A 14,163-nucleotide genomic window follows, 5' to 3' on the forward strand; every position below is an offset into this window, starting at 1 on the left:
CCGCGTGTGCGCTCGCAGCCTAGAGTCAACGCGCGTAGCGCAACAGGGGGTAGCGGGTTACAAGACAGTTGCCTCCGGCTGACGGAGGGTTCGCCGTAGGCTCGGCACCATGACTTCCGACGCGGCGCCCGCCCTCGAACCGGGACGGCAGATCCAGACGTACGACGAGCTCACCCCCGAGCAGGTCCAGGAGGTCATGGACCTGCTCGCGGCCGCGGACCGCGCCGACGGCGTGCACGCGGTGTCCGAACAGGGGCGGCTCTACCTCCGGCACGGGCGGCGCGAGGGGGTGCGGCACTTCCTCCTCACCGTCGGCTCCCACCTCTACGGCTACGCCCAGCTGGAGGAGACCGACCCCGTCGAGGCGCCGGCCGCCGAGCTGCTCGTCCACCCCGACCAGCGCGGCCGCGGACACGGGCGGGCCCTCGGCACGGCCCTGCTCGCCGCCACCGGCAAGCGGCTGCGCGTCTGGGCGCACGGCGGCAAGCCGTCCGCGCGCCACCTCGCCCAGGTCCTCGGCCTCACCCTCTTCCGCGAACTGCGCCAGCTGCGCCGACCGCTGACGCCGCTGGACATCCCCGAGCCGGCCCTCCCCGAGGGCGTCACGATCCGCACCTTCGTCCCGGGGCAGGACGACGCGGCCTGGCTCGCGGTCAACGCCGCCGCCTTCGCCCACCACCCGGAGCAGGGCTCGCTGACCCAGCGGGACCTGGACGACCGGATCGCGGAGCCGTGGTTCGACCCGAAGGGCTTCTTCCTCGCCGAGAGGGACGAGGAGCTGGTCGGCTTCCACTGGACGAAGGTCCACGCCGAGGAGCGGCTCGGCGAGGTGTACGTGGTCGGGATCCTGCCGGGGGCGCAGGGCGGCGGCCTCGGCAAGGCGCTCACCGCGACGGGGCTGCGGCACCTGGCGGCGCAGGGGCTGCCGACGGCGATGCTGTACGTGGACGCCGACAACACCGCGGCGGTGCGGGTCTACGAGGGGCTCGGCTTCCGGACGCACGAGGTGGACCTGATGTACCGCTCGGAGTCGTAACACTCCACGGGCCTTCGGCGAGGGGGCGGTTGACACCGCCCCCTTTCTTGATCCACTCTTTCACTACTTGATTAGTGAAAGGGTGGTGGAAGGGACGTGGTCGAGTACCGCATCGACCGGCGCAGCGGCGTCGCCACCTACCTCCAGATCGTCCAGCAGACGAAACAGGCCCTCCGGATGGGCCTCCTGGAGCCGGGCGACCGACTGCCCACCGCACGCGAGGTCGTCGAGGCGACGGCCATCAACCCGAACACGGTCCTCAAGGCCTACCGCGAGCTCGAACGCGAAGGCCTCGTCGAGGCCCGCCGCGGCCTCGGCACCTTCGTCCGCGCCACGCTCGGCACCACCGCCCCCGCCGACTCCCCCCTCCGGGGCGAGCTCGACGCCTGGGCCCGCCGCGCACGCGCCGAGGGCATGGACCGCGAGGACGTGGCGGCGCTCTTCACCGCCGTACTGGCACAGCACTTCGAGGGGGACGACGAACAGTGAGTACGACCACCGCCTTGGGAGCCGAGCTCCTGGGCAAGAAGTACGGGGGACGGAGGGGCGGTTGGGCCCTGCGGGCGTGCGACTTCGCGCTCCCCGCCGGCCGGATCTGCGCCCTCGTCGGCCCCAACGGCGCCGGCAAGTCCACCCTGCTCGCCCTCGCCGCCGGCCTGCTGCGCCCCACCGAGGGCACGCTCACCGCCCCCGCCCGCGAGGACCTGGCCTACGTCGCCCAGACCAAGCCGCTGCACCCCCGGCTCACCGTCGCCGACACCCTCCGCATGGGCCGCGAGCTCAACCCCGGCCGGTGGGACGACGCCGCCGCGCTCCGGGTCGTCGAGGGCGGCGGTTTCTCCTCCGACACCCTCGTCCACCACCTGTCCGGCGGCCAGCGCACCCGCGTCGCCCTCGCGCTCGCCCTCGGCAAGCGCGCCGGACTCCTCCTCCTGGACGAGCCGATGGCCGACCTCGACCCGCTCGCCCGCCACCAGCTGATGGGCCTGCTGATGTCCGACGCCGCCGAGCGCGGCACCACGGTCGTCATGTCCTCCCACATCCTCACCGAGCTGGAGGGCGCCTGCGACCACCTGATGCTGCTCGCCGGGGGCCGGATCCGCCTCGACGGCGCCGTCGACGACCTGCTCGCCGCGCACACCCTGCTGCGCGGACCCGTCGCCGACCTCGCCCCGCACCGCGTGGTCGACTCCCGCACGACGGGCCGTCAACTCACCGCCCTCGTCCGCCGGGAGGGCCCCGTCGAAGGCCCCTGGGAGACCAGCGAACCGTCCCTGGAGGAGCTCCTCCTCGCCCACCTCCGCAACCCCGAAGGAGCCCCCGCATGAGCACCCTCGCCCTCAAGGGCCCCGCCTGGGTGACGGCCCGCCAGTACCGGCGGACCCTGTGGCTCGCGGGCGCCCTGGCCCTGCTGGCGCTGGCCGTGGTCGGGGGGCTGCGGATCTGGGCCGCGCAGGAACCGCTGCCGGCGCAGGACGGCATGTGGATCTCCTCCACCGACAACGACGGGTACCTGAAGCTCCGCCGGATCGTGGAGTACGTCGGCGGCGCGGCCATCGTGCTGCCCGGCCTCGTCGCCGCGGTGGTCGCGGGTCCGATGGTGGCGCGCGAGTACGAGTCGGGGACGTACCAGCTCTCCCTCACCCAGTCGGTCGGCCCGGTGGAGTGGCTCCGCTCGAAGCTCACCGTCGCGGCGGCCGTCGGCGTGCTCGCCGCGCTCGCCGTCATGGGGATCTTCTGGTTCGGCCGGCTCGGCGTGCGGGAGGGGTGGGACTACCACTGGGGCGACCCGGCGACCTACACGGCGACCGGCATCACCGTCCTCGCCCACGTCCTCGCCGCCGTCGCCGTCGGCGCCCTCGTCGGCCAGCTCGTCCGCCGCACGGTGCCGGCCATGGCCGTCGCGGCGCTGGTCACGGGCTCGGTGCTGGCCGTCTTCAACGGATACCGCTGGTCGCTGCTGTCGGCGGAGAGGGAGACCTTCCCGCTCGGCTCCCAGTCCGGGCTCGCCCCCGACCACCTGTACATGGACAGCGGCATGCTGACCTCCTCCGGCGCGCCCTTCGACCCCTCGGTCTGCTGGACGCGGGCGAACGCGACGCCCGGCTCCGACGCCGACCCGGAGCTGTGGGAGAAGGTGGAGAAGCAGTGCTACGCCGAGCACGACGTCACCACCCAATACATCGACTACCACCCCTCCTCCCACTTCTGGCCCACCCAGCTCATCGAGACCGGTATCGTCCTGGCGCTCGCCGCCCTCGTGGTCTTCGCCGCCTTCCGGGTGCTGCGGGCCCGTCACGCATAACCCGTACGGGTGAAGGAACGGGGCGGGGCCCGGCACAGGCCCCGCCCCCGATTCCCGCACGACATGTCGTCGTTACCGGCCATTCAGACGCGCTTGCGACGCTCACGCAATGAAGCGATCCGTGATCACTCCTGGCGGGGCTCCCGCCCCGGGGAGACTCCCCAAGGGGAGACTGCCCTCCCCCACGGCCCGCTCCGACGCGCCCGAGGACCCCTTCGCGCGGAAGAATGGGGCCATGAGCCAGCAGCCCGCCGAGGTCCCGGTCCAGACCTCCGCCACCGCGTCCCCGCAGCCGTCCCTGGGTTCCATAGCGGCGAACCGCCCGCACGCCGCCGAGGCCGAGGCCGACACCGGCGCCTTCGACTCCGGACTCGACTCCGAGATCGACGCCTACGAGGGCGCGGACGGCGACGCCTCGCGCGAGCTGCCGCAGGGCCGCTTCCTGGACCGCGAGCGCAGCTGGCTCGCCTTCAACGAGCGGGTCCTCGAACTCGCCGAGGACCCGACGACCCCCCTCCTCGAACGGGCGAACTTCCTCGCGATCTTCGCCTCGAACCTCGACGAGTTCTTCATGGTCCGGGTCGCCGGCCTCAAGCGCCGCATCGCCACCGGCGTCGCCACCCGCTCCGCCTCCGGCCTCCAGCCGCGCGAGGTCCTCGACCTCATCTGGACCCGCTCGCGCGAGCTGATGGCCCGGCACGCGGCCTGCTACCAGCAGGACGTCGCCCCGGCCCTGGCCGACGAGGGCATCCACCTGATCCGCTGGCCCGAGCTCACCGAGAAGGAGCAGGCGCGGCTCTTCACGCTCTTCCGGCAGCAGATCTTCCCGGTGCTGACGCCGCTCGCCGTGGACCCGGCGCACCCCTTCCCGTACATCTCGGGGCTGAGCCTCAACCTCGCCGTGGTCGTACGCAATCCGGTCAGCGGCCACCGCCACTTCGCGCGCGTCAAGGTCCCGCCGCTGCTCTCCCGCTTCCTGGAGGCCTCCCCGCAGCGGTACGTCCCCCTGGAGGACGTGATCGCGGCGCACCTGGAGGAGCTCTTCCCCGGCATGGAGGTGCTCGCGCACCACATGTTCCGGGTGACCAGGAACGAGGACCTGGAGGTCGAGGAGGACGACGCGGAGAACCTCCTCCAGGCCCTGGAGAAGGAGCTCATGCGGCGCCGCTTCGGCCCGCCGGTCCGCCTGGAGGTCGAGGAGTCCATCGACCCGTACGTCCTCGACCTGCTCGTGCGCGAGCTGAAGATCTCCGACGCCGAGGTCTACCCGCTGCCCGGTCCGCTCGACCTCACCGGCCTGTTCGGGATCGCCTCGCAGGACCGGCCCGAGCTCAAGTACCCGAAGTTCGTCGCCGGCACCCACCGGGACCTCGCCGAGGTCGAGTCCGCGTCCGCGCCCGACGTCTTCGCCGCGATGCGCGAGCGGGACGTCCTGCTGCACCACCCGTACGACTCCTTCTCCACCTCCGTCCAGGCCTTCCTGGAGCAGGCGGCGGCCGACCCGGACGTCCTCGCGATCAAGCAGACGCTGTACCGGACCTCCGGCGACTCCCCGATAGTCGACGCCCTCATCGACGCCGCCGAGTCCGGCAAGCAGGTCCTCGTCCTCGTCGAGATCAAGGCCCGCTTCGACGAGCAGGCCAACATCAAGTGGGCGCGGAAGCTGGAGGAGGCCGGCTGCCACGTCGTCTACGGCCTCGTCGGCCTCAAGACCCACTGCAAGCTGTCCCTGGTGGTCCGCCAGGAGGGCGACCTGCTGCGCCGCTACTCGCACGTCGGCACCGGCAACTACCACCCGAAGACGGCCCGGCTCTACGAGGACCTCGGCCTGCTCACCGCCGACCCGCAGGTCGGCGCGGACCTCTCCGACCTCTTCAACCGGCTCTCCGGCTACTCGCGCCGCGAGACCTACCGGCGTCTGCTGACCGCCCCGAAGTCGCTCCGCGACGGGCTCGTCTCCCGGATCACCAAGGAGATCGCCCACCACCGGGCCGGCCGGCCGGCGTACGTGAAGATCAAGGTCAACTCGATGGTCGACGAGGCCGTCATCGACGCCTGCTACCGGGCCTCCCAGGCCGGCGTCCCGGTCGACATCTGGGTCCGCGGCATCTGCGCCGTGCGCCCGGGCGTCCCCGGCCTCTCGGACAACATCCGGGTCCGCTCCGTCCTCGGACGCTTCCTGGAGCACTCCCGGATCTTCGCCTTCGGCAACGGCGGCGAGCCGGAGGTCTGGTTCGGCAGCGCCGACATGATGCACCGCAACCTGGACCGGCGCATCGAGGCCCTGGTCCGGGTCTCCGACCCCGCCCACCGGGCGGCCCTCACCCGGCTCCTGGAGACCGGGATGTCCGACACCACCTCCTCCTGGCACCTCGGCCCGGACGGGAACTGGACGCGTCACGCGACCGATCCCGAGGGCAAGCCGCTGCGGCACGTGCAGGAGATGCTCATCGACGCGCGGAGGCGCCGGCGTGCACAACCCTGACCCCACGCAGTCCCCGCAGGCGACGAGGGACCTGACCGCGGGCGAGGTCCTGGCCCCCTACCTGCACGCCCGGGCCGCGGACTTCCTCCGCGGCCTGCGGCAGCACGGCGAGAGCGGCGCGGACACCTCGGGAGCGGACGAGGCCGCCGGTACGCTGCGGGCCGCCGCCCGGCGCATCAGCGGCAGCCTGCACACCTTCCGGCCGCTGCTCGACACCGCCTGGGCCGACCAGCTCAGGACCGAGCTGGCCTGGCTCTCCGGCACCCTCGCCCAGGAACAGGCGTGCACCTCGCGGCTGATCCGGCTGATGGACGCGCTGAACCGGCTGGCCGGCGGCCCGGGGCCGGTGCCGGCCTCCCGCGGCTCGGAGAGCGCCGGCCTCACCGTCGGCGCCGCCCGGGCCGGCGCCCTCCTGGACCGGCAGCTCACCCTGGCCAGGACCCGCGCCCACTCGGCGGCCCTCCAGGCCCTCGGCTCCTCCCGCTTCCACGCGCTCGCCGACGCCGTCGCCCTGCTCGCCTCCGAGGTGCCGCTCGGCCCGGCGGGCGCGGCCCCCGCCCCCGAGGTGCTCGACGCCTCCGCGTCGGTCGCCCGCCGGCGCCTCCTCGACGCGGTCGACGCGCTGCCGCTGACCCGCGCCGCCCACCCGTACAACGCGGAGGCGCTGGCCCTGGCGGCGGGCGAGAACCAGGACGCGCCCTGGCACCACACCCGGCTGCTGCTCCGCCTCCACCGGTACGCCACCGAGGTCATGACCCTCGGCCCGGATCCGGACGCCCCGCTGTACGAGGCGGCCCGGGCCCTGGACCGGCACCGTGACGCCGCCGAGGCGGCCGCGGCCGCCGCCGCCGCGGCCCGCACCCCCCGGATCGCGCCGGCCACCGCGTACGCCCTCGGGGTCCTCCACGCCGACCAGCGGCACGAGGTCGAAGCGGCCCGCTTCGCCTTCCAGCGCGTCTGGCACACGGCCGCCGCCCCCGTCCCATGACCGTCCCGGAGCCGGTCCTGGCGGCGGGCTGCGTCCTGTGGCGCCCGTCGCCCGCCGGTCCCGGCATCGAGATCGCGCTGGTCCACCGCCCGAAGTGGGACGACTGGTCCCACCCGAAGGGGAAGCGCAAGCGCGGCGAGAGCGCCGAGGCCTGCGCCCTGCGCGAGGTCCTGGAGGAGACCGGGCACCACTGCGAGCTGGGCGCCCGCCTCCCCACCGTCCGCTACCCCGTCGCGGGCCGCCCCAAGGAGGTCGTCTACTGGGCGGCCCGCGCCCTCGACGGCGCCTTCGTCCCCGGCCGCGAGGTGGACCGCCTGCACTGGCTGGCGCCGGCCGCGGCCCGTGCCCGTCTGACCCGGCCGCGCGACCGCGAGCTGCTCGACGTCCTCCTCGCGGGGGCGACGGCCCCGGACCGTCAGCCGCCCGACGCCCGGTAGACGGCCTGGACGGCGACCCGCACGTCGGCACGGCCACCGTGCGCGGCCGTGCCGCGGCACCGCGTGCCCGGCCGCACCGTGGCTTACGGCACGGTTCACCTCGCGTTCACTCTTCACGGCTGGCCGCTTCACCTGATCTGCCTAATTTCGGCCTTACGCGGTGCACGGAGCCTGACGATGCACCCGACAACCCGACACGCGCCGCCCTCCGAGCGACGGACACCCGGTCCGCACCACGGCGGCCTCTGGAAGGAACCCCCGAAAGTGAAGCTTTCGCGCAACAACGGGCTTCGCGCCTCCGCGATCGGTGCCCTCGTCGTCTCCGGTGCGCTGGTCCTGTCGGCGTGTGGCTCGGACGACAACAACGAGCCCACCAAGAGCGGTGGCAAGCAGACCTCGGCCGCCGCGTCGAACATCAAGTGCGACGGTGCCAAGGGTCAGCTGCTCGCCGCGGGCTCCAGCGCGCAGGAAAACGCGATGGACCTGTGGGTCAAGAACTTCCAGGCCGCCTGTGAGGGCGTCGAGGTCAACTACCAGGGCATCGGCTCCGGCGGTGGCATCACCAAGTTCAACCAGGGCCAGGTCGCCTTCGCGGGCTCCGACTCCGCCCTGAAGGACGAAGAGGTCGCCGAGTCGAAGAAGATCTGCAAGGGCGGCACGGGCGTCAACCTGCCCATGGTCGGCGGCCCCATCGCCATCGGCTACAAGCTGGAGGGCGTGGACAACCTCGTCCTGGACGCCTCCACCATCGCCAAGATCTTCGACACGAAGATCACCAAGTGGAACGACCCGGCGATCGCCAAGCTGAACCCGGGCGCCAAGCTTCCGGACTCCACCATCCAGGCCTTCCACCGCTCGGACGAGTCCGGCACCACCCAGAACCTGGGCAAGTACCTCTCGACCGCCGCCGCGGCCGACTGGAAGTACGACCCGAAGACGAAGTCGTGGCCCGCCCCCGGTGGCCAGGCCGCCAACGGCTCCTCCGGTGTCGCCCAGGCCGTCAAGGGCGCCGAGGGCTCCATCGGCTACTTCGAGCTCTCCCACGCCACCGCCAACAAGATCTCCACGGTCAGCGTGAACACCGGCGCGGCCGCCCCGGTCGCCGCCACCTCGGAGAACGCCTCCAAGGCCATCGCCGACGCCAAGATCAAGGGCACCGGCAACGACGTGGCCCTCTCCCTCAACTACGAGACCAAGGCCGAGGGCGCCTACCCGCTCGTCCTGGTCACCTACGAGATCGCCTGCGACAAGGGCAACAAGGCGGAGACCCTGCCGACCCTGAAGGCGTTCCTCAACTACGCGATCAGCGAGGAGGGCCAGAAGGTCCTCACCGACGCCGACTACGCCCCGATGCCGGCCGAGATCGCCGCCAAGGTCCGGGCGATCGTCCCGACCCTGTCCTGACCCCCGGCCGGGGGCGGCCCCCCACCTCCCGTGGAGGGCCGCCCCCGGCATCCGGTGCACCGCCGCCAGGAGCCCGTACCCCGTACGGCTCCGCAGACCGGAGAAACCGATGGTTACCACGACACCACCAGCCCTGGACAAGAACAGGAGCCGGCGCGCCAAGAGCGCGACCCGCCCGGGAGACCGCATCTTCAGCGGCCTCTCCAAGGGCTCCGGCATCACCCTGCTCGTCATCATGGCCGCGATCGCGGCCTTCCTGACCTACCGCACCGTCCTCGCCCTCTCCAAGGACAGCGCCAACTTCTTCACCACCTTCGAGTGGAACCCGGCCGGCGACCCGCCGGTCTTCGGCATCGCCGTCCTCGCCTTCGGCACGATCGTCTCCTCGGTCATCGCCATGGTCATCGCCGTGCCGGTCGCGATCGGGATCGCGCTCTTCATCTCGCACTACGCCCCGCGCAAGCTTGCCAAGCCGCTCGCGTACGTGGTCGACCTGCTCGCCGCCGTGCCCAGCATCATCTACGGCCTCTGGGGCGCGATCTTCCTGGTCCCGTACCTGGACGGCCTCAACCAGTGGCTCGACGAGTACCTCGGCTGGACGTACATCTTCGACAAGTCCGCCGACGGCGTCGCCCGCAACCTCTTCACCGTGGGCATCCTGCTGGCGATCATGATCCTCCCGATCATCACCAACGTGACCCGCGAGGTCTTCCTCCAGGCCCCGAAGATGCACGAGGAGGCCGCGCTCGCCCTCGGCGCCACGCGCTGGGAGGTCATCCGCATGGCCGTCCTGCCCTTCGGCCGCTCCGGCATCATCTCCGCCTCGATGCTCGGCCTCGGCCGCGCGCTCGGCGAGACGATGGCCGTGGCCGTGGTCCTCTCCCCCAGCTTCGTGCTCTCGGGCCACCTGCTCGACCCGGGCGGCGGCACCTTCGCCCAGAACATCGCCGCGAAGTTCAACGAGGCCGACGAGTACGGCCGCGACGCGCTGATCGCCTCCGGTCTCGTCCTCTTCGTCATCACCCTGCTGGTCAACGGCGCGGCCCGGTGGATCATCGCCCGCCGCAAGGAGTACTCGGGGGCCAACGCATGAGCCACGCCGTCCAGGAACGCCCGACCGCGTTCGCCAAGCCCCGCGGCCCGCTCGCCCACGCCCGCCTCCCGCGCTGGACCCCGGCCGCCATCGCCGTCGGCTCCGTCGCCGCGGGTGTCGGCATCGGCCTCGCCGCCGGCTGGCACAGCAAGGTCCAGTGGGGCCTGACCGCCGCCCTGGTCTTCCTCCTCGCCACCTACGCGATCACCACCAAGGTGGAGGGCTCCCGTCAGGCCAAGGACCGGATCGCCACCAGCCTCGTCTGGGTCTGCTTCGTCCTCGCCGTCATCCCCCTGCTCTCGCTGGCCTGGGTGACGGTCAGCAAGGGCCTGGAAGTGCTCGACGGGTACTTCCTCACCCACTCGATGAACGGCGTCCTCGAGGTCGAGGAGGGCGGCGGCGTCTACCACGCGCTCCTCGGCACCATCGAGCAGGTCGGCATCGCCACCCTGATCGCCGCCCCGATCGGTCTGCTGACCGCGGTCTACCTGGTCGAGTACGGCACCGGGAAGCTCGCCAAGGCCGTCACCTTCTTCGTCGACGTCATGACGGGCATCCCGTCGATCGTCGCCGGCCTCTTCATCCTGTCCACCTGGACCCTGATGCTGGACTTCGGCCCCTCCGGGTTCGCCGGCGCGATGGCCCTCGCCATCCTGATGATGCCGGTCGTGGTCCGCTCCACCGAGGAGATGCTCAAGCTCGTCCCGAACGAGCTCCGCGAGGCCTCCCTCGCCCTCGGTGTCCCCAAGTGGCGCACGATCCTGAAGGTGGTCCTCCCGACCGCGATCGGCGGCATCACCACGGGCGTCATGCTCGCGATCGCCCGCATCACCGGTGAGACGGCCCCCGTCCTGCTCCTCGTGTTCGGTACGAAGCTCATCAACCCGAACCCCTTCGAAGGCGCCCAGTCCTCCCTGCCGCTCTACGTGTACGAGCAGTACGCGGTCGGCACCGACGCCGCCGTGGCCCGCGCCTGGGCCGCCGCGCTCGTCCTGATCGCCTTCGTCATGATCCTCAACCTGGTGGCCCGCGGCATCGCCCGCTGGAAGGCCCCGAAGACCGGCCGCTGACCGCGGCACTCTGGATGTGAACTGATATGGCCAAGCGAATCGACGTCAGCGGCCTCTCCGCCTACTACGGCAGCCACAAGGCGATCGACGACATCTCCATGACCGTCGAGCCCCGCTCGGTGACGGCCTTCATCGGCCCCTCCGGCTGCGGAAAGTCCACCTTCCTGCGCACCCTGAACCGCATGCACGAGGTCACCCCCGGTGGCCGCGTCGAGGGCAAGGTGATGCTGGACGACGAGAACCTGTACGGCTCCGGCGTCGACCCGGTCGCCGTGCGCCGCACCGTCGGCATGGTGTTCCAGCGCCCCAACCCCTTCCCCACCATGTCGATCTTCGACAACGTGGCGGCGGGCCTGCGGCTGAACGGCTCGTACAAGAAGTCCGAGCTCGCCGACGTCGTGGAGCGCTCCCTCAAGGGCGCGAACCTGTGGAACGAGGTCAAGGACCGCCTCAACAAGCCGGGCTCCGGCCTCTCCGGCGGTCAGCAGCAGCGCCTGTGCATCGCCCGCGCCATCGCGGTCGAGCCGGACGTGCTCCTCATGGACGAGCCCTGCTCGGCCCTCGACCCGATCTCGACCCTCGCGATCGAGGACCTGATCGGCGAGCTGAAGGAGCGCTTCACGATCGTCATCGTGACGCACAACATGCAGCAGGCCGCCCGCGTCTCGGACCGCACCGCCTTCTTCAACCTGGCGGCGGTCGGCCAGCCCGGCAAGCTCATCGAGCTGGACGACACCGAGCGCATCTTCTCCAACCCGAGCGTCCAGGCGACCGAGGACTACATCTCCGGCCGCTTCGGATAAAGCAGTCGTACGGCGCTGCATGGCGGTGCCGCCGTACGACGCAGAAGGGCCCGGCTCCCCCCAGGGGAGCCGGGCCCAACCATTTCCGTCCGACGGCCGCTAGCCGAAGACCAGCTTCACCACGAAGTAGCTCGCCGCCGCGACGAGCGCCGCCGCCGGCATGGTGATGAACCAGCCGAGCACGATGTTCTTGGCGACGCCCCAGCGGACCGCGTTCACCCGCTTCGTCGCACCCACGCCCATGATCGCGGAGGTGATGACGTGCGTGGTGGAGATCGGCGCGTGGAAGAGGAAGGCCGAGCCGAACATGATCGACGCACCGGTCGTCTCCGCCGCGAAGCCCTGCGGCGGGTCCAGCTCGATGATCTTGCGGCCGAGGGTCCGCATGATGCGCCAGCCGCCCGCGTACGTACCGAGCGAGAGCATCATCGCGCAGGCGATCTTCACCCAGACCGGGATCTCGTCGCCCGCGTCCTGCACGTCGGCGATGACCAGCGCCATCACCACGATGCCCATCGTCTTCTGGGCGTCCTGGAGGCCGTGGCCGAGGGCCATGCCCGCGGCCGACACCGTCTGCGCGATGCGGAAACCGCGCTTGGCCTTGTGGGGGTTGACCTTGCGGAACATCCACAGGATCGCGCACATCACCAGGTAACCGGCGATGAGGCCGACCACCGGGGAGACGAACATCGGGATGACGATCTTGTCGATGACGCCCGACCAGATGACGTCGGTCCCGCCGGCCAGCGCCGCGCCCACCATGCCGCCGAAGAGGGCGTGCGAGGAGGAGGACGGCAGACCGAAGTACCAGGTGACCAGGTTCCAGATGATCGCGCCGACGAGCGCGGCGAAGAGGATGCCCATCCCCTTGTCGCCGGTCGGGGTCTCGATGAGCCCCTCGGAGACCGTCTTGGCGACCCCCTGGCCCAGGAAGGCGCCGACGAGGTTCATGACCGCCGCCATCGCGAGCGCCGCGCGGGGGGTCAGCGCCCGCGTCGACACCGAGGTGGCGATCGCGTTGGCGGAGTCGTGGAAGCCGTTCGTATACGTGAAGCCGAGCGCGACACCGATGGTCACGATCAGGGCGAAGGTGTCCACGAAGCCTCAGGACTCCTTGACCGCGATGGTCTCCACGGTGTTCGCCACGTGCTCGAAGGCGTCGGCCGCCTCTTCCAGCACATCCACGACCTGCTTGAGCTTGAGCACCTCGATGGCGTCGTACTTGCCGTTGAAGAGGTGGGCGAGCAGCTTGCGGTGGATCTGGTCGGCCTGGTTCTCCAGCCGGTTGACCTCGATCCAGTACTCCGTGAGGTTGGCCATCGTCCGCAGGTTCGGCATCGCCTCGGCGGTCAGCTCCGCCGCCCGGGCCAGGACCTCGATCTGCTGCTCGACGCCCTTGGGCAGTTCCTCGATGTTGTAGAGGACGACCAGGTCGACGGCCTCCTCCATGAAGTCCATGATGTCGTCGAGGGACGAGGCGAGGGAGTAGATGTCCTCACGGTCGAACGGCGTGATGAACGAGGAGTTCAGCTGGTGGAAGATCGCATGCGTGGCGTCGTCGCCGGCGTGCTCCGCTGCCCGCATCCGCTCCGCGATCTCGGCCCGGGCGGAAGGCTCCGCTCCGAGCAGTTCCATCAGGAGCTTCGAGCCCGTGACGATGTTGTCCGCGGACGCGGCGAACATGTCGTAGAAGCTCGTCTCCCTGGGGGTCAGACGAAATCGCACGTGAGGTCCTCGGGGTGCTGGGTTTCGGTCAGGCTGATGCTAGGCGCATCATCCGGCCACGGCTAACCGGCGTCCTCTCAGTGTCGCCCATCAGGCACAGTGAACTGCACGAGACCCCCGCCCCCACAACGGCGGGGATCGGTACCATATACCCACGAGGGGTATAAGCCCCCTTATCTGGACAACGGGAGGACGCGATGACGACCACCGAGGCGGACCAGGTCACCCCCGACACCGTCGAATCCGTCGAGCCGGCCGACCACGCCCACGGGGTGCACGGCTACCACAAGCAGAAGGACGAACACCTCAAGCGGCTGCGGCGGATCGAGGGCCAGATCCGCGGTCTGCAGCGGATGGTCGACGAGGACGTCTACTGCATCGACATACTCACCCAGGTCTCGGCCTCCACGAAGGCGCTGCAGTCCTTCGCCCTCCAGCTCCTGGAGGAACACCTGCGGCACTGCGTGGCGGACGCGGCGAACAACGGCGGCGACCTCGACGCGAAGGTCGAGGAGGCCACCAAGGCGATCGGCCGGATGCTCCGCACCTGAGCCGGCGGTTCAGCGCCCGGCCGGTTCGACCCGCAGCACCTCGTCGATCAGGTCGGCGCTGAGCCGTTCCCCGTCCGCGGCCGAGGCCGCGATGATCAGGTCGCCGCAGAGCTCTATCTCGGCGAGGGCGATGCCGTCGGGGTCGGCGATCGCGGTTGCGGTTGCGGTACCGAGCGGAGCCACGCGCCTTCACCCTCTTCCGGACGGAGTCGGTGTCCCAGCGTACGGATCGGGCCACGGCCCGCGCATGACACGGACGGACCATT

Annotated in this window: 15 protein-coding genes; 12 read left to right on the forward strand and 3 right to left on the reverse strand. The window is 71.1% G+C overall.

The window, feature by feature from the left end; translation table 11 throughout:
* Positions 1-109 precede the first annotated feature (109 nt).
* The 11 genes from mshD (at position 110) to pstB (ending at position 11,621) form a co-directional block, all read left to right on the forward strand.
* Complete coding sequence (gene mshD, locus AB0E19_RS21420; protein WP_362182368.1) at positions 110-1,036, forward strand: mycothiol synthase; 927 nt, start codon at positions 110-112, stop codon at positions 1,034-1,036.
* 96 nt (positions 1,037-1,132) lie between these two features.
* A complete protein-coding gene (locus AB0E19_RS21425; RefSeq protein ID WP_360607869.1) occupies positions 1,133-1,525 on the forward strand; it encodes a GntR family transcriptional regulator in 393 nt (130 codons plus the stop codon).
* Positions 1,522-2,364: an ABC transporter ATP-binding protein gene (locus AB0E19_RS21430; protein ID WP_362182373.1), complete on the forward strand. Its 843-nt coding sequence runs from the start codon at positions 1,522-1,524 to the stop codon at positions 2,362-2,364. The genes AB0E19_RS21425 and AB0E19_RS21430 overlap by 4 nt, the downstream gene beginning before the upstream one ends.
* The gene (locus AB0E19_RS21435; protein WP_362182376.1) at positions 2,361-3,341 is read left to right on the forward strand and encodes an ABC transporter permease subunit; all 981 of its coding nucleotides are present in this window, start codon (positions 2,361-2,363) and stop codon (positions 3,339-3,341) included. The genes AB0E19_RS21430 and AB0E19_RS21435 overlap by 4 nt, the downstream gene beginning before the upstream one ends.
* A 235-nt stretch (positions 3,342-3,576) precedes the next feature.
* Positions 3,577-5,826, forward strand: coding sequence for an RNA degradosome polyphosphate kinase (locus tag AB0E19_RS21440; protein WP_362182379.1), 2,250 nt, complete (start codon positions 3,577-3,579; stop codon positions 5,824-5,826).
* Entirely contained in the window at positions 5,813-6,814 is a 1,002-nt protein-coding gene (locus tag AB0E19_RS21445; RefSeq protein WP_362182382.1) for a CHAD domain-containing protein, read from the forward strand. Before AB0E19_RS21440 ends, AB0E19_RS21445 begins: the two co-directional genes overlap by 14 nt.
* The gene (locus AB0E19_RS21450; RefSeq protein WP_362182385.1) at positions 6,811-7,251 is read left to right on the forward strand and encodes an NUDIX hydrolase; all 441 of its coding nucleotides are present in this window, start codon (positions 6,811-6,813) and stop codon (positions 7,249-7,251) included. Before AB0E19_RS21445 ends, AB0E19_RS21450 begins: the two co-directional genes overlap by 4 nt.
* A gap of 264 nt (positions 7,252-7,515) precedes the next feature.
* Complete coding sequence (gene pstS, locus AB0E19_RS21455; RefSeq protein ID WP_362182388.1) at positions 7,516-8,655, forward strand: phosphate ABC transporter substrate-binding protein PstS; 1,140 nt, start codon at positions 7,516-7,518, stop codon at positions 8,653-8,655.
* Between the two features lie 109 nt (positions 8,656-8,764).
* Complete coding sequence (gene pstC / locus AB0E19_RS21460) at positions 8,765-9,748, forward strand: phosphate ABC transporter permease subunit PstC (protein WP_362182391.1); 984 nt, start codon at positions 8,765-8,767, stop codon at positions 9,746-9,748.
* Complete coding sequence (pstA, locus tag AB0E19_RS21465; RefSeq protein WP_362182394.1) at positions 9,745-10,818, forward strand: phosphate ABC transporter permease PstA; 1,074 nt, start codon at positions 9,745-9,747, stop codon at positions 10,816-10,818. The genes pstC and pstA overlap by 4 nt, the downstream gene beginning before the upstream one ends.
* Before the next feature lie 26 nt (positions 10,819-10,844).
* Positions 10,845-11,621, forward strand: a complete 777-nt coding sequence (gene pstB / locus AB0E19_RS21470; RefSeq protein WP_362182397.1) for a phosphate ABC transporter ATP-binding protein PstB — start codon at positions 10,845-10,847, stop codon at positions 11,619-11,621.
* Between the two features lie 99 nt (positions 11,622-11,720).
* Here the strand turns inward: pstB and AB0E19_RS21475 are convergent, their stop codons facing one another.
* Together AB0E19_RS21475 and AB0E19_RS21480 are read right to left on the reverse strand one after the other, a co-directional pair.
* Positions 11,721-12,719, reverse strand: a complete 999-nt coding sequence (locus AB0E19_RS21475) for an inorganic phosphate transporter (RefSeq protein ID WP_362182400.1) — start codon at positions 12,717-12,719, stop codon at positions 11,721-11,723.
* Between the two features lie 6 nt (positions 12,720-12,725).
* Positions 12,726-13,346 (reverse strand): DUF47 family protein, encoded by a 621-nt coding sequence (locus tag AB0E19_RS21480; RefSeq protein ID WP_116159771.1) that lies wholly within the window; start codon positions 13,344-13,346, stop codon positions 12,726-12,728.
* A 197-nt stretch (positions 13,347-13,543) separates the two neighbouring features.
* Between AB0E19_RS21480 and AB0E19_RS21485 the strand changes: the two genes are divergently transcribed.
* Positions 13,544-13,897 carry a metal-sensitive transcriptional regulator gene (locus AB0E19_RS21485; protein WP_360607848.1) on the forward strand — a complete coding sequence of 118 codons (354 nt, stop codon included), beginning with the start codon at positions 13,544-13,546 and terminating at the stop codon, positions 13,895-13,897.
* A 9-nt stretch (positions 13,898-13,906) separates the two neighbouring features.
* Here AB0E19_RS21485 and AB0E19_RS21490 read toward each other — a convergent pair whose 3' ends face one another.
* Entirely contained in the window at positions 13,907-14,080 is a 174-nt protein-coding gene (locus tag AB0E19_RS21490) for a hypothetical protein (protein WP_360607846.1), read from the reverse strand.
* Positions 14,081-14,163: the final 83 nt, after the last annotated feature.

It is taken from the genome of Streptomyces sp. NPDC047974 (genome assembly GCF_040653375.1).
Taxonomy (GTDB): Bacteria; Actinomycetota; Actinomycetes; order Streptomycetales; family Streptomycetaceae; genus Streptomyces.

Coding starts and splice junctions, on each gene's coding strand:
- mshD (WP_362182368.1), top strand. CDS start 110: ATGACTTCCGACGCGGCGCCCGCCCTCGAACCGGGACGGCAGATCCAG.
- AB0E19_RS21435 (WP_362182376.1), top strand. CDS start 2,361: ATGAGCACCCTCGCCCTCAAGGGCCCCGCCTGGGTGACGGCCCGCCAG.
- AB0E19_RS21440 (WP_362182379.1), top strand. CDS start 3,577: ATGAGCCAGCAGCCCGCCGAGGTCCCGGTCCAGACCTCCGCCACCGCG.
- AB0E19_RS21450 (WP_362182385.1), top strand. CDS start 6,811: ATGACCGTCCCGGAGCCGGTCCTGGCGGCGGGCTGCGTCCTGTGGCGC.
- pstC (WP_362182391.1), top strand. CDS start 8,765: ATGGTTACCACGACACCACCAGCCCTGGACAAGAACAGGAGCCGGCGC.
- pstA (WP_362182394.1), top strand. CDS start 9,745: ATGAGCCACGCCGTCCAGGAACGCCCGACCGCGTTCGCCAAGCCCCGC.
- pstB (WP_362182397.1), top strand. CDS start 10,845: ATGGCCAAGCGAATCGACGTCAGCGGCCTCTCCGCCTACTACGGCAGC.
- AB0E19_RS21485 (WP_360607848.1), top strand. CDS start 13,544: ATGACGACCACCGAGGCGGACCAGGTCACCCCCGACACCGTCGAATCC.